Below are 26,946 nucleotides of genomic sequence, written 5' to 3'. Positions count from 1 at the left end.
CTGGTCCTCACACATTTCCGCGCTGTTCACCGAACAGCACCTTGAGATCGTCATTGCTCACGTCCTGCCACGGCGAAGCCGCGGCTGCCCCGGCCCGTGGCGGGGGGCTGGTGCGGACGAGGTCGCGCAGCGCCACCAGGGCGCGGTCGCAGGTCCGCTGCACCAGGGCCCGGTCGTAGCGGCCCTGGTCGAACCACCAGTCCAGGTGGAGCCGGCCCCGGTGGAGGTAGGCCCGCAGCTCCGAGCCGTGGGCCAGGCAGGCGGGCACCAGCCGGGCGGACAGGCCCACCCCGGCCGACGGGCGCAGCGGACCGTCCGTCAGCTCGGCCACCGCGTCGTACGTCACCGTGCCGAGGTAGCTCACCAGCAGCTCCGGCGCGGGCCGGGCGGCCAGGCGGGCCGCCGAGGGGGCGTGCAGGGCGCGCAGGACGCCGTAGCCCAGGCCCTCGCCCCTGGTGGCCCGCAGGGCCTGGCGGGCGGCGGAGACCGCGCCGTCCACTCCCTTGCGGCCGACCCTCACCGACACCGGGTGGAGAGTGGTGCAGGTGCCGATGGTGCGGCCGAGGTCCAGCCACCCGGGGGTGGCTGCCCGGCCGTGGCCCTCGACGTCGAGCAGCACGCCGTCGGTGCCGGTCGCCTCGGCGACCGCGACGGCCACCGCGCCGAGCAGGAACTCGTCGAGCTGGGTGCGCCGTTCGCGCTGGAGCCGGGTCAGCTCCTCGACCGCGCGCTCGTCCAGCTCCGCCGTCACCAGCTGGATGTCGGTGGACCCCGGCCGCTCCCGGGTGGGTGGGCCGACGGCCGCCTCGGTGTCCAGCAGTGCCAGCCAGTCACCCAGTTCGCCGAGCACCTCGCGGTCGGTGACCCGGCCCGCCAGCCAGCCCGCCCAGGCCGACCACGGTGTGGCCACCGGCGGGAGCTGCGGCTGCCCGCCCTCGGCGAGCTGCGTGCAGGCGGTGGTCAGGTCCTCCAGGAGGATCCTCTCGGAGGCGTTGTCCACCAGGAAGTGGTGGAGCACCAACGCGAGGCGGCGTGTTCCGCCCTCCCCGGGGTCGAGCACGGCGGCCCTCAGCAGCGGCCCGCGCAGCGTGCCCAGATCGCGGCCGAGGTCGGCCAGGGCGGCGCCCAGCGTGGCGTCGTCGGTGTCCGGCACGGCGAGCACCGGGACAGCTGCTCCGGCCTCCTCCACCGGGGCGATCCGCTGCTCCCAGAGGCCGTCGCGTCGTCGCAGGCGCAGCCGCAGCGCCTCGTGATGGGCGACCACCGCCGCCAACGCGCCGGCTACCGCCTCGGTGGGCACCTGCGGGGCGACGTCCAGCAGCAGCGGGACGGCGAACGCGCCCAGCCGTTCCCCCGCCCGCTCGGCCACCCACCACTGGGTGGGCGTCAGCGGCGGGTACTCCTCGCCGGTGCGGAGCCGCTGCCCCGCGTCCGGCGCCGCCTGCTCCCCCGCGGTGCCGAGGAGCGCCTCGGCGACCGCGGCCACTGTCTGGTGACGGAACAGCTCCTGCGGAGTCAGCGGGTAGCCGGCCCGGGTCGCCCGGGAGGCCGCCTGGACGGCGACCACGGAGTCCCCGCCCAGGTCGAAGAAGTTGTCGTGGGGGCCGAGGTCGGGGATGCCGAGCACTTCGGACCAGATCCCGGCGATGACCTGCTCGACGACCGCCCGCGTCGTGCCCGCCGGGTCGGGGGCGGACGGTGCGGCCACCGGCGGGGCCGGCGCCGGCTCGTCACCCGCGGTCTCGGGTGACCGGACGGCGGCCGGCGCGAAACCGGGGTCGATCCAGTGCTCGACGCGCTTGAACGGGTAGCCGGGCAGGGAGATCCGGGGCCCGACCGGGTCGGTGCCCCAGTCGGGCGCCAGGCCGGCCGTCCAGAGCGCGCCGAGGCCGAGCAGGAAGGTCTGCCGGTCGTCCCGCTCCTCCTCGGGGTGGCGCACCAGCCGCACCGCGCGGTGGGCCTCGCCCCAGGTGTCGCTGCGCCGGGCGAAGGTGGTCAGGGTGCGGCCCGGGCCGCACTCGACCAGCACCCGGCCCGGCTCGGCGAGCACGGTGCGCAGCGCGTCCGCGAACCGCACCGGCCGCCTGATCTGGCGGGCCCAGTGCCGGTGGTCGACGGCTTCGCGCCCGGCCAGCCACTCGCCCGTCACGGCGGACACCAGCGGCAGCCGGGGGGCGTGCAGCCGGACGTCCGCGATGGCCTCGGCGAAGTGGCCGGCCGCCTCGGCGAGCGCCGTGGTGTGGAAGGCGTGCGCGGTGTGCAGCCGGCGCACCGTCACCGCCCGCTCGGCCAGTCGCCGCGCGAGGCGCTCGACGGCCTCCTCGGGGCCGGCCACCACGCAGGAGCCGGGGGCGTTGACGGCGGCGACCTCCAGGCCGGTGCCGACCAGCTCCGCCGCGGCGTCCTCCTCGGACAGCCCCACGGTGAGCATCGCCCCGGGACCGGCCTCGCGCATCAGCCGGCCGCGCGCGGCGACCACCCGCAGCGCGTCCTCGGGCGAGAACACGCCGGCCAGGCAGGCCGCCGCGTACTCGCCGATGCTGTGGCCGACGAGCGCGGCGGGGGTGATCCCGTACTCGTCCAGGCGGCGGGCCAGCGCGTACTCGACGGTGAACAGCGCGGCCTGGGCGACATCGGTGCGGTGCAGCGCCCGCGCGTCGTCACCGAGGCAGGCGGCGCCGACGTCCACCCCGAGCAGGTCGGACAGGCCCTCGGCCGACCGGTCGAAGTGCGCGCGGTAGGCGGGGTCGCTCCGGTACAGGCCCCGGGTCATCCCGGGGTACTGGGCGCCCTGGCCGGGCATCAGCAGGACGGCGGTGGGCTCCTCGCCGGCGGGCGTCCCGGCGTACCCCGCCGGGTGTCCCGGGGTGCGCAGCGCCTCGGCGGCCTCGGCGCAGGTGGCCGCGACGACCGCCCGGCGGTGGGGCTGCGGGTGGCGGCCGTCGGCCAGGGTGGCGGCGACCTGGTCCAGCCCCGGCAGGTCACCGCGGTCCAGCCGGTCGGCCAACTGCTCGCCGGCGAGCTTGAGTTGCTCCTCGTCCCGGGCGCTGACCAGCAGCACTCCGGGTTCCGGTGCGGCGGCGGCCGGCGGCTGCGGGCGCGCGGGGGCTTCCTCCAGGACGACGTGCGCGTTGGTACCGCCGACACCCAACGCGCTGACGCCGGCCCGCCGGGGGTGCGCCGAGGGCCACGGGGTGAGCGCGTCCACCACGGTGAATCCGGTCGCGGACAGGTCGAGTTCGGGGTTGGGCCGGGTGTAGTGCAGGGTCGGCGGCAGCTCGCGGTGCTCCAGGGCGAGCACCGCCTTGATCAGGCCGGCCAGCCCGGCGGCCACCTCCAGGTGCCCGATGTTGGACTTCACCGAACCGATCCGGCAGGGCTCGACCCGGTCGGTGCCGAACACCGTGTGGAGCGCGGCGACCTCGATCGGGTCGCCGAGCGGGGTGCCGGTGCCGTGGGCCTCGATGTACCCGACAGTGGCCGGGTCGACGCCGGCCACGGCCAGCGCCTCGGCGATCACCTGGGCCTGACCGTCGATGCTGGGCGCGGTGAAGCCCATCTTGCGCGAGCCGTCGTTGTTGATCGCCGAGCCCCTGATGACGGCCCGGACCGGGTCGCCGGCCTCGATCGCGTCGGCCAGCGGCCTGAGCAGCACGGCCCCGCCGCCGCTGCCGAAGAGGGTGCCCTCGGCGTGCTCGTCGAACGGGCGGCAGCGACCGTCCGGGGACATGATCGCGCCCTGGTCGTACAGGTAGCCGGCCCGGTGCGGCACGCGCAGCGAGACCCCGCCGGCCAGCGCCAGGTCGCACTCGCCGCTCAGCAGGCTCTGGCAGGCCAGGTGGACCGCCGTCAGCCCGCTGGAGCAGGCGGTCTGCACACCGAGTGAGGGTCCGCGCAGGTCCAGGCTGTGGGAGACCCGGGTGGCGATGAAGTTGGGGTCGTTCCCGCCGACCAGCTGGACGAGCTCCAGGCCGAGGCCCCCGCCCATCAGGGTGCGCAGGTCACGCCGGGAGAACAGGTTGTAGAGCAGGTACGAGCTGAGCGAGCTGGTCCCGAAGACGCCCACCGCACCGTCGAAGCGGTACGGGTCGAACGCGCCGTCCTCCAGGGCGTGCCAGCACAGTTGGAGGAAGAGCCGCTGCTGCGGGTCCATGGTGCGGGCCGCCTGCGGGGTGAAGCCGAAGAACTCGGCGTCGAACTCGCCGACACCGTCGATCGGAGCGGCCCGGCGCACGTAGTTCGGATCGTCCAGCAGCTCGCGCGGGACGCCCTCGGCGACCAGCACCTCCTCGGGAACGTCGACGACGCTCTCCCGGCCGGCCCGCAGGTTGGCCCAGTACTCGTCCAGGTCGCGCGCGCCGGGGAAGCGCCCGGCCATGCCGATGATCGCGATGCCCTCGACGTCGTCGGGGCTCTCGACTGTGGGGTTCCAGGTCACCGGTTCCTCCGCGGGTTGGTACGGGCCGTCCGGCGGGCACGGGCGCGCTCCTGCGCCTGGGCCATCGCTCCGGAGGGGGCCGACGGTTCTGCCGCCCCGGAGCCGGAGCCGAGTTCACCGACGATCTGCTCGGTCATGTCACCGAGGGAAGCGCCCTGGAGCAGGCGGGCGACGGCCAGGGTGACGCCGAAGTCGGCGAGGACGGCGTTCTTGGTCTTGACGGCCATCAGCGAGTCGAGGCCGAGTCTGGTGAGCGGCTGACGCCGGCTCAGATCGCTTGCCCGGTGGCCGAGGATTCCGGCGACCCGCTCGCGCAGCCGGTCGGCGACCGCCTCGCGCAGCCGCTCGGGCGGCAGCGCGCGCAGTGCCCGTGCTCCCGACCACCCGTCGGCGGACTCGGTCTGCCCGGCCTCCGCCACCAGTGGGGCGAAGAAGGACGAACGGGCGGTCTCCGGCATGGTGCGCACCAGCGCCGACGGTTCGACCCGCATCGCGGCGGCGCCCGGCAGGCCCCGGCCGATCAGCTCGGCGAGGGCGGACATGCCCTCGGCGGGCCGCATCATCGGGAATGCCTCGTGGCTGAGGTCGCGGGCCCGGCCGATCTCTGCCCAGCCGCCCCAGTTGACGCTGAGGGCGGGGCGCCCGGTGGCCGCACGCCACTCGGCGAGCGTGTCCAGGAAGGCGTTGGCCGCCGCGTAGTTGGCCTGGCCCGCCGCACCGATGAACGAGGCGATCGAAGAGTACCCCACCCACCAGTCGAGTTCGGTCCCCTCGGTGGCCCGGTGCAGCCGCCAGGCGCCGAGCGCCTTGGGCCGCCAGACGGTGGCCAAGCGGTGCGCGTCCAGATTGGCGAGGACGCAGTCGTCCAGCGCCACTGCGGAGTGGACCACCCCGAGCAGCGGCGCGCCCGCGGAGGCGACTTCCGCGACCAGGCGTTCGGCGGTGCCCTCCTCGGAGATGTCGCCGCGAACGACGCGCACGTCGGTGCCCAGGGCGCGGATCCGCTCGATCTCGGCGAGGGTCTGCGCGTCCGGCTCGGAACGGGCGTTGAGCACCACGCAGCCCGCGCCCTGCGCGGCCAGCCAGCCGGCCGTGTGGCGGCCGACCCCGCTCAGGCCGCCGGTGACCACGTACCCACCACCGGGGCGGACCACCGGGTGTTCCGGGGTGCCCGGGGCGGTGTCGATCCGACGCAGCCGGGCGAGGTGACGGGTGCCGCCGCGCCAGGCGATCTCGTCGTCCTGATCCGGGGCCGTGGCGAGTTCGACCGCCAGGTCGGCGAAGTCGGACGCGGCCGGGTCGAGGTCGACCAGGGTGGTGCGCAGTTCGGGCAGTTCCAGCACCAGGCTGCGGGCGATCCCGCGCAGGGCACCCTGGGCGAGGTCGGGCACCTCGCCCGCACCCAGCACACGGGCCCCCCGGGTGACCAGCCGGAGCCGGGGGCGTTCGGAGCCCGGGGCGAGCCGGGCGGCCGCCAGGTCGGCGGCCGTCCGCACGACCAGAAGCACCCGGGACTCGGCCTCGGCGACCGGGTCGGCGCCCGTCCCGGGGGCGGTCAGCAGCATGACCACGTCGGTCGTTCCCGGTTCGAGCTCCGGGAGTCCACCCGGCTCGGCGACGAGGCAGGGGCGCCCGGCGCCCTCCAGGGCGAGGCGGGCCGCGGCGGTCTCGCCGGCCTCCCCCAGCAGCAGGACCGTACCGGTGCGGCCCGCTCCCCCGGGTGGCTGCGCCGGCTCCCAGTCGAGCCGGAACAGCTTGCCGCGGTTGGTGGTCGGCAGGTCCGCGGGCGCCACCTCGCGCAGCAGGATCGAGCCGGCTTCGATCACCACCCGTCCCTCGGAGTCGAGCAGTTCGACGTCGGCGAGCAGCCCGGCCCCGCCGTCCGCCACGGACAGCCGGGCCCGGGCGTAGGCGGCCCGGTCCGGGGAGCCGTACAGGCGCAGGGTGCCCAGACCGGCCGGCAGGTAGCTCTCGGGGCGGTCCAGGACGGCGGCGGCGATCAGGTGGAACCAGCCGTCCAGCAGCGCCGGGTGGGTGTGCAGCATCGGGTTGGCGGTGGCCTCCTCCGGCCGCGCCAGTCGGGACATGACGGAGCGTGCGCCGTCGGCGTCCGGGGCTGCCAGCAGCAGCTCGGCGGTGCCCCGGAAGGCCGGACCGTGGTACTGGCCGGAGGCCCGCATCCGGCGGTAGAGCTCCTCGGGGTCGCTGCGCCGGTCGGGGTGTTCGGCGATCAGCGCCGCCAGGTCGCGCGTGACCGAAGGGGCCGGGTCCCCGGCAGGCAGCAGCCGGGCGCGTGCGGTGGCGTGGACGGTGCGTCCCTCCGGCCCGGGGCCGGGCGAGAGGATCTCGACGACGGCCCCCTCCGCGCCGTCCGGTCGCAGGCTGACGGTGACGGTGACCGGATCGGCGAGCAGCAGCAGCGCCTGGTAGTCGATGTCACTCAGCGCGATCCGCTGGGCCGGCACGCCGAACGCCTCAACGGCGGCGGCCAGGGCCAGTTCGCAGTAGGCCGTACCGGGCAGCACCGGCAGGTCGTTGACCCGGTGGTCGGCCAACCAGGGCAGCGTCGCCGGGTTCAGCTCCGCCTGCCACAGGTGCCGGGTCACCGTGCCCGGCACGGCCAGGTGGACGCCGAGCAGCGGGTGCAGGTCGGCGCGGGGCGCCGGCTGGGCCGCCGTCTCGCGCAGCCAGTACCGGCGGTGCTCCCAAGCGGTGGTGGGGACGTCCGCCAGGCACCCGGTCGGCGGCAGCGGCAGGACGACCGGCAGGCCGTGGGCGTGTGCCAGGCCCAGGTGGGCCAGCAGGGTCGCCCGCTCGGGCGCGTGCCGGCGGATCGAGGGGATGACCACGACCTCCGGGGACCCGACGGCGGTCGCGGTCGCGGTGATCTGCGGCTCGGTGATCGGGTGCGGCGAGATCTCCACGAACAGTTGGTGGCCGTCCTCGACGGCGGCGGTGACGGCGTCGGCGAAGCGCACCGGGTTGCGCAGGTTGTCCGCCCAGTAGTCGCCGTCGAACACCACCTGGGCACGCGGCCCGGCCACCGCTGCCGTGGAGTAGAACCGGACGTCCGGGGCCTGCGGGCGCAGGTCGGCCAGCCGCTCGCGCAGCTCCGGGAGCAGGGAGTCGACCTGCGGTGAGTGCGAGGCGAAGGTCACGCCCTTGATCTGCCGGGTGAGCAGGCCCTCGGCGCTCCACTGCTCGACCAGGCGGGCGACGGTGGCGGCGGCGCCGGAGACGACGGTGGCCTGCGGGCCGGAGAGCACCGCCACCGAGACGTCGTCCGCCCCGGCGAGCCTTGCCTCCGTCTCCTCGGCGGACAGCTCGACCAGGGCCATCATGCCCTGTCCGGCCAGCCTGTTCGCCCCCAGGTCGGAGCGCAGGCAGATCACCCGGACGGCGTCGGCGAGCGACAGCCCGCCGGCCACCACGGCGGCGGCGACCTCGCCCATCGAGTGGCCGAGCACGGCCGCCGGCCGGTGCCCGTGGGCCATCCACGTACGGGCCAGGGCCACCTGCACGGTGAAGATCAGCGGCTGGCACAGAGCCAGGGAGGTGTCCGGGTCGGCCCCCTCGGCGAGCAGCTCGCGCACCGAGAAGCCGGCCGCCTCCCGCACCAGCGGGTCGATCTCGTCCACGGTCTTGGCGAACTCCGCTTCCGCGGCGAGCAGTTCGCGCCCCATCCCGGCCCACTGGCCACCCTGCCCGGGGAACACCCAGACCGATCCGGCGCGCGCGGCGGGCAGCACGGAACCGGACGCCAGACCGGTCAGCGTCTCACCGTCCGCGAACCCGCGCAGCAGGGCGGGCAGTTCGGCAGGGGCCTCGGGGACGACGGCCACCAGCCGCTCGTCCAGCGCCGAGCGCCGGGCCAGGGTGTACGCGACGTCGACGAGCGGCACCGCCCGGCCCGGGCCCTCCAGCCAGTCCGCCAGCCGCCGGGCGCCCGCCCGCAGAGCGCCCGGCGAGCCCGCCGACAACGGCAGCAGCGCCGGGGTGTCCGGTCCCACGACGGGCCGCCGCGCGGAGGGCGGGGTGGAGAGCACCACGTGGGCGTTGGTGCCGCCCATGCCGAAGGCGGACACCGCGGCGTACCGCTGCTCGCCGGGCACCGGCCAGTCCATCGCCCGCTGCGGCACGACCAGCCGGGTGCCGTCGAGGTCGATGTTCGGGTTGAGCGTGCGGAAGTGCAGGTTGGGCGGGACGATCCCGGCGTTCAGCGCCAGCACGGCCTTGATCAGACCGGCCACGCCCGCGGCCTCCTCACTGTGCCCGATGTTGGTCTTGACCGCGCCGAGTGCGCAGGAGCCGCGCCCGCCCGGCCCGTAGACGGCGGCGAGCGCCTCCACCTCGATCGGGTCGCCGAGCACCGTGCCGGTGCCGTGCGTCTCCACCAGGCCGACCTGCTCGGCCCGGACCCCGGCACGGCGCAACGCCGCGGCCAGCACGTCCTTCTGGGCCTGCACGGAGGGGGCGGTCAGGCTGGTGGAGCGGCCGTCCTGGTTGACCGCGCTGCCCCGGATCACCGCGAGCACGCGGTCCCCGTCGCGCTCGGCGTCGGCGAGCCGCTTGAGCACCACGACCCCGCAGCCCTCGGCCCGGGCGATTCCGTCGGCGGCGGCGTCGAAGGTCTTGCACCGGCCGTCCTGACCGGCCAGCCCGGACGAGGAGAGCCCGAAGCTGGTGAGCACCGAGCTGATCACGTGCACGCCGCCGGCCAGCGCCAGGTCGGTGTCGCCGCTCCGCAGCGCCTGGCAGGCCAGGTGGACGGCGACCAGCGAGGAGGAGCAGGCGGTGTCGACCGCGACGGCCGGGCCGCGCAGGTCGAGCAGGTAGGACACCCGACCGACGGCCGTGCTGTGGATCGCGCCGCTGATGGTGTGCAGGTCACCCCGGGTGGTGGGGTCGTGCAGGCGCTCCACCAGGTAGTCCGGGGCCGCGATGCCCGCGTAGACGCCGGTTCGGCTGCCGGAGAGCCCGCGCGGGGCCACCCCGGCGTGCTCCAGCGCCTCCCAGGCCACCTCCAGCAGGACCCGCTGCTGGGGGTCCATCCCGGTCGCCTCGCTCGGGGAGATGCCGAAGAAAGCGGCGTCGAACCCCTCGGCGTCCCGGATGAAGCCGCCGCTGCGGATGGGGTTGGCGGACTGCGGGTCCTGCGCGGGCAGGCCGGTGATCGGGGTGGCGCCCCAGCGTTCGGCCGGGAAGGGGCCGATCGCGTCGCGGCCCTCGGTGACCAGCTGCCAGAAGTCCACCGGGGAGGCGACATCGCCCGGGTAGCGGCAGCCGATGCCGATCAGCGCGATCGGCTCGGCGGTCTCCCGGCTCTCCCGGGTGGCGGAGGCGCCCGCGTCCGGCCCGCCCAGGCGCTGGAGCAGCGCGGCGCGGGCCTGCGGGGTGAGGCGGTCGATGAGTGCGGTCAGATCGGTCATGAGGCGGACTCCTCCGGGGTGCCCTCGGCGGCTTCGGTACCGGCCGCCAGCAGGATCTGGGCGAGCAGGTCGTCGTCCTGCGCGGTGAGTGCGTACGGCTGGGCGTCGGAAACGGGTTCGGGGACGGACTCGACGGCCGGCTCCAGCTCCAGACCGAGCCGCTCGGCGAGGTTGACGGCCAGGGCGGCGGGCGTCGGGTGGGCCCAGAACAGGGTGGCGGGCAGCTTCAGCCCGAGGCTGCCCTCCAGGCGGTTGCGCAGTTCCAGCGCCATGAGCGAGTCGATGCCGAAGACCGAGAACGGCGCCTCGGTGTCGATCGGGGCGGAGCCGAGCCGCAGCACGGTGCGCAGGTGGTCGGTCAGGTGGTCCGCCAGCAGCCGGCGGCGCTCGGGGCCGGGCGCGGCCGCGGCCAGTTCGGCGGGCAGCCGGTGCGCGGGTGCGGCCGGGTGCTCGCCGTCGGCCCTGCGGGCCAGGTCGTAGACCGGCGAGGCGGCCGCGGCCGGGAAGGACGCGAACCAGGTCGCCGGGTCGAAGTCCAGCACGCCGGTGCGGGTGCGGCCCTCGGCGAGCAGGGTCGCGAGGGCGGCGAAGCCCTCCTCCGGCCGGATCGTCCGGTAGCCGCGCTCGGCGAGGTCCTGGCCGCCTCCGACGACCGCCCACGGCCCCCAGTCGATGGTCAGGGCCGGCAGTCCCCGGGACCGGCGCCACTGGGCCAGGCCGTCCAGGTAGGCGCAGGCGGCGGCGTAGTTGCTCTGGCCGGCGACGCCGAACAGGGCCGCGGTGGAGGAGTAGCCCACCCACCAGTCCAGATCCGGCCCGTCGGCCGCCGCGTGCAGCCGCCAGGCGCCGGCCGCCTTGGGCAGCCAGGCCCGGTGCAGCTTCTCCGGGGTCTGGGCGAGTACCGCCGCGTCGTCCAGCGCCGCCGCCGAGTGCACCACGCCGCGCAGCGTCCGGCCGTCCGCGCGGGCGGCCTCGGTCAGGCGTTCCGCGGTGCCCGGCTCGGACACGTCACCGAGCACCACGTCGACCCGCACACCGGCCGCCCGCAGCTGCGCGATCACCTCGGCGGCGTGCTCCCCGGGCGCGGTCCGCCCGTTCAGCACGAGGGCCCCCGCACCCTCGGCGGCCAGCCAGCGGGCCGTCTCCAGGCCGATGCCGGTCAGCCCGCCGCTGATCACGTACGCGCCGTCAGGGCGGGTGAGCGGCGTGCCGCCCGCGCGGGTCTCGGCCTCGGCCGGGGTATGACCCTCCACCGTGATCACCAGCTTGCCGATGTGCTCGGCGGCGGCCATGGTGCGGAACGCCGTCACCGTCCCGGACAGCGGGTGGGCGGTGTACGGCAGCCGGGCGAGGCTCCCCTCGGCCACCAGACGGACCGTCTCGCGCAGGATGCGGCCGACGACCTCGGGGCGGGTGCGGGTGAGCAGGTCGAAGTCGACGGCGGTGAGGGTCAGCGCCCGGGCGAACGGGAGCAGCCCCAGCCGTAGGTCCTCGTGGATGTCGCGCTTGCCCAGCTCGACGAACCGCCCGCCGGGGGCGAGCGACTCGATGCCGCGCCGGATCGCGTCGCCCGGGAGGGAGTTGAGGACGACGTCGACACCGGCTCCGGCGGTCAGCTCGGCCAGGCGGTCGGCCCAGTCGGCGCTGCGCGAGTCCAGCACGTGGCGCACGCCCAGGTCGCGGAGGAACGCCCGCTTGGCCTCGCTGCCGGCCGTGGCGTACACCTCGGCGCCGCGCGCGGTGGCGATGGCGACGGCGGCGAGGCCGACGCCGCCGGAGGCGGAGTGGATCAGCACCCGCTCCCCGGTCGCCAGCCGGCCCGCCTCCACCAGGCCGTACCAGGCGGTGCCGTACGCGGTGGGCAGGGCGGCGGCGGTCTCGGCGTCCAGGTGCTCGGGCAGCCGGACCACCAGCTCCCGACGGGTGACGGCGTGTGAGGCGAAGGCGTGGAAGGCGATCGCCACCACCCGGTCGCCGACGGCGAGGTCCACCACGTCGGGACCGACGGCGGTGACGACACCCGCGCACTCGCCACCCAGGTGCAGCTCGCGCCGGTCGCCCTCGGGCATCCGGTACCAGCCCATGGACTTGAGCACGTCGCTGAAGTTGACGCCGGCCGCCTCGACCCGGATCTCGACCTCTCCCGTGCCCGGGCGCACGCGCTCCCGGTACACCGGCCGGACCGAGTCGAGCACGCCCGGGTCGGTGCTCTCCAGGCGGAAGGCCGTGCCCTGCGCGCCGAGCCGCCGGCGCGCCGGGGCGTCGAGCGGCCGGGGAGCAGCGGTCAGCCGGGCGACCTGACGCACTCCGTCGCGGAAGGCGACGTCGTCCTCGGACGTGTCGGCGGCCAGCTCCGCGAGGAGCGCGGCGGCCCGTTCCGGGACCGGGGCCGACCCGAGGTCGACCAGGGTGGCGCGCAGCTCGGGGTGCTCCCAGCCGAGGGTGCGCACCAGCCCGCGCAGCGCGGCCTGTTCGGGGGCGACCGGCTCGCCGGCGGCCACCGCTTGGGAGGCCTCCGCGGCCACCCAGAGCCGGGTCGCCGCCTCGGCCTCGACCAGGCCCCGGGCGAGGGCGGTCAGCCGGGCGACCCGTCGCTCGGCCAGTGCCAGGGCGGCCTCGGGGTCGGCCGCCCGGAGGGCGTCGTCGTGCTCGCGGGAACGCGGCAGGACGACCACGGCGCTCGGCCCGGCGGCGGCGAGCGGGGCGGCTGTCGCGGCGTCGAGGGTGTCGGCGGCCAGCACCTGGGCGTCCGTCAGGCGCTCGGCGAGCGCGAGCACCAGCGGGTCGGCCGGGTCCTCGGCGACCAGCAGGTGCCGCCCGCCGGGTGACGTCTCGGCCGGGGCCAGCGCGGCGGGCTGCCAGGTCAGTTCGTGGAACAGCGCGGCCACCCGCGCGGCGGCCTCGGCGCGACGCAGCCAGACCAATCGGACACCGTCCGCCTCGAGGACGACCGCGCCCTCGGCATCGAGCAGCTCGACGCGGCCGATCAGCGCGGTGCCCTCGGCCTCGCCGGCCGCCGGGAGTTCGACCGTGGCACGGCAGAACACGCCGGTGGCCGGGGCGCCCCAGACCCGCAGCGTGGCGAGGCCGGCCGGCAGGAGCACGCCGTTCTCGTCGTCGTTGGCCGCCAGGGCGTCGGCCGCTCCCGGCACCGCGCCGAGCACCTGGAAGCAGGCGTCGAGCAGGGCCGGGTGGACGTGTACGCCGCGCGCGCCCGCCCGGGCGCTGCCCGGGAGCGCGACCTCGCCCAGCGCGTCGGCCGCGCCGGGCGCGGTGCGGACGGCGCCGACCCCGGCGAAGGCCGGGCCGTGCTGCTGACCCGCCCGACGCAGCCGCGTGTAGAGCTGCTGCGCGTCCTGCCGATCCGGGTGACGGTCGATCAGCCCGGCGAGGTCGTGCACCCCGCGTTCGCCCGCGTCCTCGACGCGCACCCCGGCCCGGGCGTGGCGGACCCACTCGCCGGCCGCGGTGCGGACCGCGATCTCGACCCGGCCGCGCCCGGTGCCCTCCTCGGTGAGGACGGTGGTGACGGCGGTCGGCTCACCGAGGGTGAGCACCTGGAGGTACTCGACGTCGTGCAGGGTCACCTCCGTCACCGCGACGTCGAACGCCTCCGCCGCCGCGGCCAGCGCCATCTCGCAGTACGCGGTGCCCGGCAGCACGGCGACGCCCTCGGTGCTGTGGTCGGCCAGCCAGGGCAGCCGGTCGGTGCCGATGACGCTCTGCCAGGCGTGCTGGACGGGCGAACCGGGCAGCCGCACACCGGCGCCCAGGAGCGGGTGGCCGCTGGTGTCGTGCGCCGCCCGCCCGCTGCCGGAGGACGTGTACCAGTGGCGCTCGTGCTGCCAGGGGTAGCCGGGCAGGGTGGTGAGCCGGCCTCCCGGGTGCAGTCCGGCCCAGTCGAACGGGACTCCGTGGGCGTGCAGATGGGCGAGCGCGGCGAGCAGCGCCTCGCCCTCGGCCTGGTCCCGGCGCAGCGTTCCGGTGACCAGCGCGCCGTCGACACCGGCGTCGGCCAGGGTCTCGGTGATCGACTGGGTGACGATCGGGTGCGGCGAGACCTCCAGGAAGACCCGGTGGTCGTCCTGGGCGGCGGCGAGCACCGCGTCTGTGAAGCGGACCGGGTTGCGTGCGTTGGCCGCCCAGTAGTCCGCGTCGAAGGCGACGGCCTTCCGGGGGTCGGCCAGCGCGGTGCTGTAGACGGGCAGCTCCGGCTCGTTCGGGGCGAGGTCGGCGAGCGCCTCGCGGATCAGCGGCAGCAGCGGGTCGACGGCCGGACTGTGCCCGGCGCCCTGGGCGCCCTTGATCCGGCGGGCCATCAGACCCTCGGCCTCCAGTCGGGCGATCAGCGCGTCCACCGCTTCCTCGCCACCGGCCACCACGGTGGCGCGTGGCGAGGAGTGCACGGCCACCGTCACACCCGGGTGGCCGGCCAGCCGGTCGGCCAGTTCGGCCGGCGCCAGCTCGACCAGGGCCATCACGCCCTTGCCCACCAGGTGCTCCTCCAGCAGCCGGGAGCGCCGGCACATCACCCGGGCTCCGTCGGCCGGGCTCAGCGCACCGGCCACCACGGCGGCGGCGGTCTCACCCATCGAGTGGCCCAGCACGGCCGCCGGGCGCAGCCCGTAGGAGCGCCACACGGCGGCCAGGCCGAGCTGGACGGCGTAGATGACCGGCTGGGTGTGAGCGACGCTGCCGAACTCCCCGCCGCGCAGCGCCCCCGGCAGGTCGATGCCGGCCTCCTCGCGCAGCACCGGCGCCAGCTCGTCGACGACCGCGGCGAACGCGGGCTCCCGGTCGAGGAGTTCACGGCCCATGCCGGCCCACTGGGAGCCGAAGCCGGAGAACACCCAGACCGCGTCGGTGGCGGTGTGCGCCCGGCCGGTGACGGCCTCGGCGGCCGGGCTCCCGGATCGGTGCGTGCGCAGCGCGGCGGCCAGACCCGCGTGGTCCCCGGCCTGGACCACCAGGCGCTCGGGCAGCCGGGTGCGGTGCTCGGCGAGGGTCCGGCCGATGTCCGCGAGCGGGACGCCCGCGCCCGGGCCGGCCAACCAGTCGGCGAGCCGGCCGGCGGCGGCGGCGAGCGCGTCGGAGGTGGCCGCGTGCAACGGGAAGAGGGTTCGGCTCCCGGCGGCGGGTTCGGCCGGGCCCGCGCCCGACACGGTCGGAGCCCCGCCGTAGGACTCCAGCACCGCGTGGGCGTTGGTACCGCTCATGCCGAAGGCGCTCACCCCGGCGCGGCCGGGTCGGTCGGTCCGCGGCCACGCCGCGCCGTCGACCGGGATCACCGGCTGGGCCGCCCGGCGGCTGATCCGGGGAGTCAGCTCCCGGAAGTGCAGGTGTGCGGGGATGCGGCCGTGGTGCAGCGCGAGCACGGTCTTGATCAGCCCGGCGACGCCCGCCGCCGCCTCCACGTGCCCGAGGTTGGTCTTGGCGGAGCCGACGATCAACGGGTGGCCCTCGGTGCGGTCGCCGAACACCGAGGCCAGCGCCTCCAGTTCGATCGGGTCGCCGAGCGAGGTCCCGGTGCCGTGCGCCTCGATGTAGTCGATGTCGTCCGGCCCCAGGCCCGAACCGCTCAGCGCGGCACGGATGACGGCCTCCTGGGAGAGGCCGTTGGGGCTGGTGAAGTTGGAGCTGGCGCCGTCCTGGTTGACCGCCGTGCCCCGGATCACGGCGAGCACGCGGTCTCCGTCGCGCTCGGCGTCGGAGAGCCGCTTGAGCACCACGACGCCGCAGCCCTCGCCCCGGCCGAGTCCGTCGGCGGAGGCGTCGAAGGCCTTGCAGCGACCGTCCGGAGCGAGCGCGCCCCAGCGGGTCATGGTGATGCTGGTCTCCGGCAGCAGCATCAGGTTGGTACCGGCCGCCAGCGCCAGGTCGCTCTCTCCGGTGCGCAGGCTCTGGCAGGCGAGGTGGGTGGTGACCAGGGAGGAGGAGCAGGCCGAGTCCACCGCGACGCTCGGGCCGACCAGGTCCAGCAGGTAGGAGATCCGGCCGGAGGCGTAGTTGGGCAGGCAGCTGGTGACGGTGTAGGCGTCGACGTCCTCGGTTCCCAGATGGCGCATCTGCCGGACGGCGTACTCGTTGAGGGTGATCCCGGTGAACACCCCGGTGCGGCTGCCCCGCAGCCGGTGGGCGGGGATCCCCGCGTGCTCCAGCGCCTCCCAGGCCACCTCCAGCAGCAACCGCTGCTGGGGGTCCATCGCGGCGGCCTCACGGGGGTTGATGCCGAAGAACGCGGCGTCGAACTGGTCCGGGTCCCAGTGGGTCAGGAAGCCGGCCGTGTTCGCCCGGATGGTGCCCGGGACACTCGGGTCCTCGCTCTCGAAGTCGGCCTGGCGCCAGCGGTCGGCGGGCACCGGTACGACGGCGTCGCGCCCCTCGTCGAGCAGCTGCCAGTACGAGTCGGGGCCGTCTACCCCGCCGGGCAGCCGGCAGCCGATGCCGATCACCGCGATCGGCTCCTGAAGCGCTCCTTCGGCGGCGCGCACACGCTCCTGGAGTCGCTCGATGGTGTCCATGGCCTGGATCAGCAAGGCCCGGCGGTCATCGTTGGGGGTGGTTGTCACAGGGATCTCAGCTTCTCCGTCAGGCGGCGGACGAGTTCGTCCTCGGTCAGGTCACCGGTCGGGACCGGGGAGGCGGCGGCCGCGACGGCGGCCGGGGGCGCGGTCGGCGGCGGGGCGAGTCGGGCCAGCAGCCGGTCCGTCAGGCCGTCCACGGTCGGATGGTTGAACAACTCGGCCGGGGGCAGCTCGCAGCCGAGGTCGTCGGCCAGCCGCTGCTGCGCCCGCAGGCTCATCAGCGAGTCCATGCCGAGCTGGAAGAAACGTTCGTCGGTGGGGACTTCACGCGGGTCGGCGAACCCCATCACCTCGGCCACGACGGCCCGGACGTGGTCGCGCAGCAGACCGCGGCGGCGGGCCGCGGGCGCGGCGGCGATCCGGGCGCCCGCCTCGCCGCTCGTCGACGCCCGCTCGACCGGGGCGAGTTCGTCCAGCAGCGGGATCGCGGCACGGGAACGGTAGGCGGCGGCGAGGACCGGCCAGTCGGCGGCGGCCACCACGTACTGGGCCGCGCCGTCGGCCAGCAGCCGGTCCAGGAAGCGGACGGCGAGATCGTCGTCGAGCCCGCGCATCCCGGAGTCCCTCATCAGGTCCCCGTACGAGGAGGTGGTGAACCACTCGCCCCACGCGCCCCAGTTGACGACCTGGGCCGGCAGCCCCTGGGCACGGCGGGCGTGCACGAAGGTGTCCTGGAAGCGGTTGGCCGCCGCGTAGTGTGCCAGACCCCGGGAGCCGAGCAGCGCGGTGGTGGACGAGAAGAGCACGAAGTGGCGCACCGGCTGGGCGAGGCCGAGTCGGTGCAGCAGCAGCGTGCCGTCGACCTTCGGCCGCAGCATGTCAGCCACCTCCGGTTCGGTCAACCCGGCGGTCTCGGTGTAGCCGCCGGACAGCGCCGCGTTGAACACGCCGTGCAGCGGCGGGAGTTCACTCCCGAAGCGGTCGAACAGCGCGGTCATCGCGGCGGCGTCGGAGACGTCCAGGGCGACGGTGACGACCTCGGCCCCGGCCGCGCGCAGTCGCTCGGCCAACTCGGGCGCCGGGCCGCGCCGCGAGGCGAGGACCAGGTGCCGCGCTCCGAGGGCGACCAGGCGCTCGGCGATCCGGGGGCCGAGCAGGCCGCTCGCCCCGATCAGCAGGTGGCTGCCGTCCGGGTCCAACCGGGCGGTGTCCGCCGGCACCCGGGCGCGGGTCAGCCGCGGGACGTGGCGTTCCCCCCTGCGGTGGGCGACCTGCGGCTCGTGGCCCGTCCGGCCGGGGTCGCAGCCGCGCAGTTCGGCGGCGAGGGCCGCCAGGCGCTCGCGGTCGTCGTCCCCCGGCGCCGGGTGCGCCGGCACGTCCAGGTCGACCAGACCGCCCCACACCCGCGGGTAGTCCACGGCCAGGGCCGCGCCGAGCCCCCAGAGGGCGGCCCCGCCGGGCTGGGCGTCGGTACCGGTGTCCCCGTCGACGGCCTGGGCCAGGCGGGTGACGACGTGCAGGAGCGGATCCGGCCGGCCGGTCGCCGTCCCCGATCGCGCGGCCAGCACCCGGGCCAGCCTCAGCACCCGCAGCGTGTCGGCGTGCACGCCGGCCGGGTCGGTGTCGACGCCGCCGTCGTGCCCGAGGGCCGTCAGGTCGACGACCCGGTCGGCGTCCTCCAGCAGGACCGCCAGTTTCTCGTCGTCCAGCTCGGCGATCCGCTCGGCGGTCAACTGCCCGCAGCCGCCGCCGTCGGCGGTCAGCAGGGCGGACAGGGTCGCCGCACGCCCGTCGTCCGCCCACTGCCCGTCGTCGATCAGCAGCCAGTTCCGCGCGCCGGCGACGGGACCGGCGGGCGCTTCGGGCGCCGCACGCCAGGTGAGTTCGTGCACCCACTCCTCGGGCGTGGCCCGCTCGCCGTCCTGTGGCCGGGGGCCGACCGCGGGGCCGTGCCGGCGGTGCTGCCAGGGGTAGGTGGGCAGGTCGGTGAGCCGGCCGCCCGGGACGAGGTGCGCGAGGTCCACCGGTGCGCCGACGCAGTGCAGCGCGGCCAGCGCCAGGCTCAGGGCCGGCGCCGCGGGCTCGCCCCGGCGCAGGGTGGCGAGGGCGGTCGTGTCCGCGGTCCCCTGCTCCTCGGCGATCCGGGCCACCGAGCGGGTGACCACCGGATGCGGCGCGATCTCCAGGAAGACCCGGTGGCCGTCCGTCAGCGCGGCCTCGACGGCGTCGGCGAAACGGACCGTGCCGCGCAGGTTGGCGGCCCAGTACCCGGCGTCGTAGGCGGGTCGGCGCCGCGCGTCCTCGTGCACGGTGCCGTACACGGCGACCTGCGGGGCACCGGGAGCCAGGTCGTCGACGGCCCGCGCCAGCGCTTCGGCCGGGCCGGCCAGCTGCCGGCCGTGGAAGGCCACGTCCGAGGCGACCCGTCGGGCCGGCGTGCCGTCGCGCTCGCACTGCGCGAGGACGGCGTCGACGGCCTGCGGCTCGCCCGAGAGCACCACCGAACCGCCGGTGGCGAGGATCGCGACGTCCACCGCGTGCTCGGCGAACCGCCCCGCGGCCTCCTCGGCCGACAGTTCGACGGCGAGCATCGTCCCGTGCCCGGCCAGGTCGGCCAGCAGCCGGGAGCGGCGCAGCACCAGCCGGGCGGCGTCCCGTCGGTCGAGCGCCCCCGCCACCACGGCGGCCGCGATCTCGCCGAGCGAGTGCCCGAGCACGGCGGCCGGGCGGGCACCGGCGGCGAGCAGCACCTGGGCCAGTCCGACCTGAAGGACGTGGATCAGCGGCTGGATCCGGTCGGCCGGCGCGGACTCCAGGTCCGCGTCGGCGAGTTCCGCCCGCAGGTCGATTCCTGCCTCGTCCCGGAACACCGGGGCCAGCTCGTCCACGACGGCGGCGAACACCGGATCGGCCAGCAGCTCGCGCCCCATGCCGGTCCACTGCGAGCCGTGCCCCGAGAACACCCAGACCGCACCCCGGGCGCCGGCCGGGCGGGCCTCGCCCCGGGCCGTCCCGGCGGCGGCCTCGCCACGCGCCGCCCGCCGCAGCCGGTCGGCCAGAGCGGCCGGGTCGGCGCCGACGACGGCGACCCGGTGCGCCTGGGCCGATCGCCGGTGCGCCAGGGTGTGCGCCATGTCGCGCACCTCCGGCCGCCCGGCCGCCAGCTGGTCCGCGAGTTGCTCGGCCGCCTCCCGGACGGCTTCCCGGGTGGCCCCGGACAGCAGCAGGACGTGCGGCGCACCGGTGGCGCCGGCCACGGGGGCGCGCTCGGGAAGGTCCGGCGCCTGCTCCACGATGACGTGCGCGTTGGTGCCGCCCATTCCGAAGGCGGAGGCCGCGGCCAGCCTGGGTCCGTCCGCCACCGGCCACTCGGTGGCCTCGGTGGGCACGAACAGCCGGGTACCGGCCAGGTCGATCTTCGGGTTCAGCCGCTCGAAGTGCAGGTTGGGCGGGATCACCCCGTGCCGAACGGCCAGGACGGCCTTCATCAGCGCCACCGCACCGGCCGCCGCCTCGGTGTGCCCGAGGTTGGTCTTGGCCGCGCCGAGCGCACAGCCGCCGTGCGTCCCGGCCCCGTAGACGGAGGCGATCGCCTCGACCTCGATCGGGTCGCCGAGCACCGTGCCGGTGCCGTGCGTCTCCACCAGGCCGATCCGGGCCGGGTCCGTGCCGGAGCGGGCGGCGGTTTCCGCCAGCAGCTCACGCTGCGCGGAACCGGAGGGTGCGGTCAGGCCGTTGGAACGCCCGTCCTGGTTGACCGCGCTGCCGCGCACCACCGCGAGCACCCGGTCGCCGTCGTCCAGTGCGTCGCTGAGCCGCTTCAGCAGCACGAGCGCGCAGCCCTCGGTGCGCACGATGCCGTCGGCCGAGGCGTCGAAGGTCTTGCACCGCCCGTCCGGTGAGAGCAGCCCGTAACGGTGCAGGGACAGGCTCAGCTCCGGACGCAGGATGAGGTTCGCGCCACCCGCGAAGGCCAGGTCGCACTCGCGCAGCCGCAGGCTCTGGCAGGCCAGGTGCACGGCCGCGAGCGAGGACGAACAGGCGGTGTCGAGCGAGAGCGCCGGGCCCTTGAGGCCCAGCACGTAGGAGAGCCGGCCGGCGGCGACGCTGTGCAGACCGCCGGTGATGGTGTAGGCGTCCAGGGAGGCCGGATCGGCCAGCCCTTCCTGGAGGTACTCGTTGTAGTACATCCCCAGATAGACCCCGGTCCGGCTCCCGGCCAGGCCGCGCGCCGGGATACCGGCGTGCTCGGCGGTCTCCCAGGCCACCTCCAGCAGCATCCGCTGCTGCGGATCCATCGCGGCGGCCTCGCGGGGGGAGATCCCGAAGAACTCGTTGTCGAAGCCGGTCGGGTCGTCCAGGAAGCCGCCGCGGCGCAGCACCGGTTCCGCCGTGGCACCGGTCAGGCCGGCCTGCGCCCAGCGATCGGTCAGGCCGGCACCGACGGCCTCCCGGCCCTCGGCCAGCAGCGACCAGAGGCCCTCGGGCGACGTGACGCCACCCGGCAGGCGGCAGCCCAGGCCGACCACCGCGATCGGCTCCGCCGCCAGGGTGCGGGCGGTCTGGCCCAGCCGTTGCGCCAGCTCGCCGCGTTTGGCGGGCGGCAACGTGGCCAGCCGCTGGCTGGTGCTCGTCGTCATGCTCGTCCTCCCGTTGTGTCGTTCATGTCGTCGCCCGGCCGCACGGTGCCCTCGGCCGCGCCGGCGGCCGACCCGGCCCCGGGGCCGTCCTGCTGCCGCTCGTCCCAGGGGTCGTCCTCGAACTCGCCCAGCAGGGCGTCGAAGCCCTCGTCCGGCAGGGCGAGCCCGGCGTCCGGTGGTTCCTCGCCGGAGCCGGTCGCGGCCGCGGCGGGTTCGCCGGGCGCCGGGGCGAGCAGCTCGGCCAGGCGCGTGGCGAGCGCCTGTGCCGTGGGGTGGTTCCAGAGCAGGGTGGCCGGCAGTGCGAGCCCGAAAGCCTGCTCCAGGCGACGCCAGACGGCCAGCGCCATGATCGATTCCATGCCCAGCTCGGCCATCGGCCTGGACCGGTCCAGCGCCCCGACGGCCAGACCGAGTTCGGCGGCCACGATCCCCGCGACCTCGGCCAGCACCAGGTCCGCCGCGACCCCGCCCGGCTGCCCCGGATCCCGGTAGCGCTCCGCCGGGCTCGCCGGCACGTCGTCCGCCGCCGTCGCGAACAACCGCTCCAGCAAAGGGAGTCGACGGGCCGGCGGGCCGGAACGGTCCACCGGGAGCACCACCAGGTGCGCCGGTTCGCGGCGGCGGGCCTCGGCCCAGGCCGCCATCGCCTGCCCCTCCGTCAGGTCGGTCACCCCGACCGCCGCGAACTCCGACTCCAAGGCGCCGGCGCTGGCGGCGAGTCCGGTGCCGTGCCAGGCGGGCCAGGCCACGCTGAGCGTCCCCGGGCAGCCGGCCGCGCGCCGGTGCTCGGCCAGCGCGTCGAGGAAGGCGTTCGCGGTGGCGTACCCGCCCTGCCCGGCGAGGCCCAGTTGCGCCGCCACGGCCGAGAAGAGCACGAAGAAGTCGACGCTCCCGGGCGGGAACAGCCGGTGCAGGACCACCGCCCCCTCGGCCTTGGGCCGCAGCTCGGCCCGGAGCGCGTCCTCGTCGAGGTCGCGCAGCGTACCGCCGTGGATGACGCCGGCGGTGTGCAGGACGCCCCGGATCGGCGGCAGGCCGAGGGTGTCCGGGTCCAACGCCTCACGGGCCGCCGCCTCGTCGGCGATGTCCAGCGCCACCGTCCGGACGGTGGCCCCCGCCCGCTCCAGCCGCCGCACGCGCGCCACCTGGTCACGCACCAGCGGGTCGGTGACGTCCTCCCAGCGGCTGCGCGGCGGCAACTGGCGCCGGCCGACCAGCACCAGGCGGCGCGCGCCCTGACGGACCAGCTGCTCGGCGAAGCGCAGGCCGAGCGCGCCCAGCCCACCGGTGATCAGGTAGGTGCCCTCCGGGTCGCACCGCGGCACCGCACCCCGCCCGCCGGCCGGAATCGGGCCTGCCGGGGCGAGGCGGGGGCGCAACGGGCCGTCGGCGGAGAGCCTCAGCACCTGCTCACCGTGCCCGCCGGTCAGAACCCGGACCAGGTCGAGGCCGACCCGGTCGGCGCCGGTCACGGCGTCCCGGTGGACCAGGCCGCCCCACAGGTCGGGGTGTTCGCCGGCCGCGACCCGGCTCAGTCCGCGCAGGGCGTGCTGGCCGACCGGCTCGTGACCCGCGTCATCCCACGCGCCGGTGACGCACCACAGCCGGGGCGCGCTCCCTGACGGCCACTGCGCGAGGGCGCGCAGGGCACCCACCGTCTCCCCGGCGGCCAGGACGATCCCCTCCACCGTCAGCGGCCCGGGCTCGGCTCCGTCCGCGCCGGGCACCAGGACGACCGCGTCGGCGGCGGTCAGCCGCCCGGGGGCCGTGGCCAGGTCGTCCACCCCGGCCAGCCGAAGGGTGGTGGCACCGGCGGAGCGCAGGGCCGTCTCGACTCCGGTGAGCACCGACTCGTCCCGGCCGATCAGCGCGACCCGCGCGAGCGGACCGGGTGCGGCAGCGGGCTGCCCGAGCGGCTCCCACTCGACAGCGAGCACGGCCTCCCCGGGAGCAGGCAGCGGCTCACCGGCCCGCGCCACGGCCGCGAAGCCCAGGCCCGCCAGCCGCAGCCCCACCCCGGGCCGCTCGGCCAGCACAGTGACGTCGAGCCGTCCGGACCCACCGTCCCCCGCTGCGGGGCCGACGTGCAGCAGCGCGCGGCGCGGGGCGGGGCCCGCGACGGTCAGCTCGACCATGTTCTCCAGCGCGTACGGGCCGTCCTCGGCCGGCAGCCGGTCGGCGGCCAGCGCCACGGCGGCGTCGAGCCAGCCCGCCCAGCCGGCCGGTGAGTCGCCGTCCGCTCCCGCGCACAGCTCCACCTCGGCCTCCAGGACGCCGTCGGCGCTGCGCCGGCCCAGCTCCCGCCAGGCGAAGGCCGCGCCGCCGTCGGCGTCGGAAGAGCCCTCCGGCACATCGGCCGGGGCGTACCCCGGGAAGGCCTCCCCGCCCTCGCCGAGTACGTCCACGCCGCGGGCCAGGGCGTGCGGGTCGGCCGGGCCGGTACCGCCCGCCACCGCCGAGAACAGGCTGAGACCGCCCTCACCCGCCACCACATGGACGTCGCGCTCGGCGTCCACGGGCAGCGGTGCGGGCAGTTCGACCCCGGTGAGCCGGAGCGCGGCACCGGTTCCCCGTTCCTCGGCCGCAGTGGCCGCCGCGAGCAGGGTGGCCAGCAGCACCGCCGGGCCGGCGTGGCCGGTGGCGGGCTCCGCGGCCACCGCACCGGACCGGTCGACCGGCCGGCCCGGCAGCGTGTCGGCACCCAGCCGGGTGCGCCACACCCGGGCCGGCAGGTGGTCGCCGGCCGGCAGCACCTCGGCGCCCAGCAGGGTGCCGGAGTCCGGGTCGTGGCCGGCCGCGCCGCCGGACTCGGCCGGGGCGTCGGTCCAGTACGGCCGGTGCTCCCACGCAGTGGTGGGCACGTCGGCCCGGCCTCCCGTGCCGCGGGCACCCGTCAGGTCCACCGGCACTCCGTGGCAGTGCAGTTCGGCAGCCGCCCGCAGGAAGGCGCGCCGACCCGGCACCCCGCGCCGCAGCGTCCCGACCACGCACGTCCCGGCGATCCCCGCGTCGTCGAGCGTCTCGCGCACCGAGTGGACGACGACGGGGTGCGACGACAGCTCGACGAACACCCGGTACCCGTCCTCGGCCGCGGCTCGCACGGCCGCCTCCAGGCGAACCTCGCCGCGCAGGTTGCCGACCCAGTACGCCCCGTCCAGCACGTGCGCGCCGCGCGGCTCGGGCTGGGAGGTCGAGTACATCGGCCGCCGCGCGGCCGCGGACGGGATGTCGGCGACGGCCGCGGCCAGGTCGGCCAGCAGCGGGTCCATCTGGGGGCCGTGGAAGGCCACGTCCGAGGCCACCGGCCGGGCCAGGACGCCGGCGGCGCTCCAGTGCGCCACCGCCGCCGCGACGGCCGCCGGGGTGCCGGCCACCACGGTCGACCGCGTCGAGGCGCGGATCGCGACGGTGACGTCGAGCACCGGGACGGCCGCCAGCTCTCGGCGGACCTCCTCGGCGGGCAGCGTGACGAGTGCCATCGCGCCCTGCCCGGCAACCTTGCGCAGCAGTGCGGAGCGCCGGCACACCAGGCGCGCGCCGTCCGTCCTGGTCAGGATCCCGGCGGCCACGGCTGCGGCGATCTCGCCGACGGAGTGGCCGATCACCGCGGCGGGCCGCAGTCCGTGCGCGTGCCAGAGCTCGGCCAGCGCGACCTGCACCCCGTAGATCACCGGCTGGACCTGTTCGACGTCCGCCAGCGCGGCGTCCCGCTCCGTCAGGAAGGCGCGCAGCGAGAAGCCGGCCTCCGCCTCGAAAACCGGATCGAGTTCGTCGATGACGGCGGCGAACACCGGCTCCTCGGTCAGGAGGTCCCGTGCCATGCCGGTCCACTGGGAGCCGTGCCCGGAGAACACCCAGACCGGCCCCGCCCCGAGGTCCGGTAGCACGCGGCCGGTGACGAGGCCGGCGTCCGCGGTGTCGGCCGCCTGCGCGTGCAGCGCGGCGAGCAGTTCCCCGCGCTCCTGCGCCACGGCGACCGCACGGGTCGCCGCGGCCGAGCGCCTGGTGGCCAGTGTGTCGGCCACGTCGTCGAGTTCGGCCGACCGCCCGGCATCCTCCAGCCAGTCGGCGAGCCGGTCCGCCGCGGCGGACCGGGAGCTCTCGGTGGCACCGGACCACGGGAAGGCCAGCACGCCCCCGGGTGCGGCGGGCCCGCCCGTCGGTGCGACCTGCGGGGCCTCCTCGACCACCAGGTGGGCGTTGGTGCCGCCGAAGCCGTACGAGGAGACCCCGGCGCGGCGCGGGCCCGGACCGCCGGGCCACGGTGTGGGTTCGGCGACCACGCGCAGGCGCAGTTCCTCCATCGGGATGGCGGGGTTGGGACGGCGGTAGTGGAGGGTGGGCGGCAACAGGCGGTGGCCGAGCGCGAGGACCACCTTGATCAGGCCGAGCACACCGGCCGCCGACTCGGTGTGGCCGATGTTGGTCTTGACCGACCCCACCAGTACCGGGTCGTCGGCGGCCCGGTGGGAGCCGAGCGCTTCCCCGATCCCGGCGGCCTCGGCCGGGTCACCGGCCGGTGTGCCGGTGCCGTGCGCCTCGACGTAGTCGATGGTCCCGGGCGCCACCGCAGCGTCCGCGCAGGCCAGCCGAATGGTCCGGGCCTGGGCGGCACCGCTGGGCGCCATGATTCCGGCCCCGTGGCCGTTCTGGGTGACCGCGCTGCCGCGCAGCAGGGCCAGCACCCGGTCGCCGTCGGCGACGGCGGCGGAGAGCAGCTTGAGGACGACCACGCCGCAGCCCTCGGAGCGTACGTATCCGTCGGCGTCGGCGTCGAAGGCCCGGCACCTGCCGCTGTCGGACAGCGCACCGGCCTGTTCGAAGTTGACGGTCAATCCGGGCGACAGGACGAGGTTCACGCCGGCCGCCAGCGCCACTCGGGACTCGCCGCGGCGCAGGCTCTGGCATGCCTGGTGGACGGCCACCAACGAGGAGGAGCAGGCGGTGTCGAAGGCGATCGAGGGCCCACACAGGTCGAGGTGGTAGGAGAGGCGGGCCGCGACGCCACCGAGCGTGGTGCCGATTCCGGTCCATGCCTGGATACCCGGCAGATCCTCCAGCAGCCGGCGCCCGTAGTCGTCGGACCAGGCCCCGACGAAGACTCCGGTGTCACTGCCGGCCAGCGCGCGCGGGGCGATGCCGGAGCGCTCCAGCGCCTCCCAGGCCACCTCCAGCAGCAGGCGCTGCTGGGGATCCATCGCGCGGGCCTCCCGCGGTGAGATCCCGAAGAAATCGGCGTCGAATCCGGCGACGTCGTCGAGGAATCCCCCCCAGCGGGTGGTGCGCCGCAACACTCCGTCCGCGCGGGCGCCGCGGGCCCGGTAGTCGCGCCAGCGCTCCTCCGGCATCCGCGACACGGCGTCTCCGCCGGATTCGAGCAGTCGCCATAACGCCTCGGGGGACGAAATGCCGCCGGGGAGCCTGCACGACATACCGACGACGGCCACCGGTTCGGCGGATTTGAGCATGGTGGATTCCACAACGGATTCCTCTACGATACCCGCCGGACGCTGTTGGCGTACCGACGGCATGGCCGCAAAACAGGGAAGGGGAATGGCGGGAAACGGAACAGGGGCAAATGACCTGTCCCCGCCATAAAGGCTGCCGCCGCAGCCGGTCAGGCCGACGAAACGGCCGACCCGCCACCGGGAACCGAGCCCATGCTTCGATCCCGCACGGATGCCGGGTGAACAGCGGCAAACCGCTACGGGAACACTGGGGGGAGATATTCACGGTGCAACGGGAAACAGGCGACCCTGCCGCCGCCCGACAGTCTGCCGGGCGGCCACATCCAGGCCAGGGGGAATTCACTGTCCACCCTGCACCCATATCGGACAATGCTTACGCTGCGTCGATCAATGATGGCGCATTCGTACGTTTCCCTTCCCCCCACAGGAACTCGACACAGCAGGCAA

5 protein-coding genes are annotated in these 26,946 nt (G+C 76.1%); all 5 read right to left on the bottom strand.

The features are described 5' to 3' along the window. Positions 1-7: 7 nt before the first annotated feature. From ABZ449_RS08210 to ABZ449_RS08190, 5 genes are read right to left on the bottom strand one after another with little or no spacing between them, the layout of a single operon-like run. Positions 8-4,438, bottom strand: coding sequence for a beta-ketoacyl synthase N-terminal-like domain-containing protein (locus ABZ449_RS08210; RefSeq protein WP_360342143.1), 4,431 nt, complete (start codon positions 4,436-4,438; stop codon positions 8-10). Then, positions 4,435-9,867: a type I polyketide synthase gene (locus tag ABZ449_RS08205; protein ID WP_360342140.1), complete on the bottom strand. Its 5,433-nt coding sequence runs from the start codon at positions 9,865-9,867 to the stop codon at positions 4,435-4,437. The genes ABZ449_RS08210 and ABZ449_RS08205 overlap by 4 nt, the downstream gene beginning before the upstream one ends. Further along, entirely contained in the window at positions 9,864-16,436 is a 6,573-nt protein-coding gene (locus ABZ449_RS08200; protein ID WP_360342137.1) for a type I polyketide synthase, read from the bottom strand. Before ABZ449_RS08200 ends, ABZ449_RS08205 begins: the two co-directional genes overlap by 4 nt. After that, positions 16,433-21,031: a type I polyketide synthase gene (locus ABZ449_RS08195; RefSeq protein ID WP_360342134.1), complete on the bottom strand. Its 4,599-nt coding sequence runs from the start codon at positions 21,029-21,031 to the stop codon at positions 16,433-16,435. The genes ABZ449_RS08200 and ABZ449_RS08195 overlap by 4 nt, the downstream gene beginning before the upstream one ends. After that, a complete protein-coding gene (locus tag ABZ449_RS08190) occupies positions 21,028-26,499 on the bottom strand; it encodes a type I polyketide synthase (RefSeq protein WP_360342333.1) in 5,472 nt (1,823 codons plus the stop codon). Before ABZ449_RS08190 ends, ABZ449_RS08195 begins: the two co-directional genes overlap by 4 nt. Between the last annotated feature and the right edge of the window lie 447 nt (positions 26,500-26,946).

It is taken from the genome of Kitasatospora sp. NPDC005856, from assembly GCF_040629945.1.
Classification (GTDB): Bacteria; Actinomycetota; Actinomycetes; order Streptomycetales; family Streptomycetaceae; genus Kitasatospora.
This window is presented reverse-complemented; position numbering and strand designations above follow the sequence as displayed.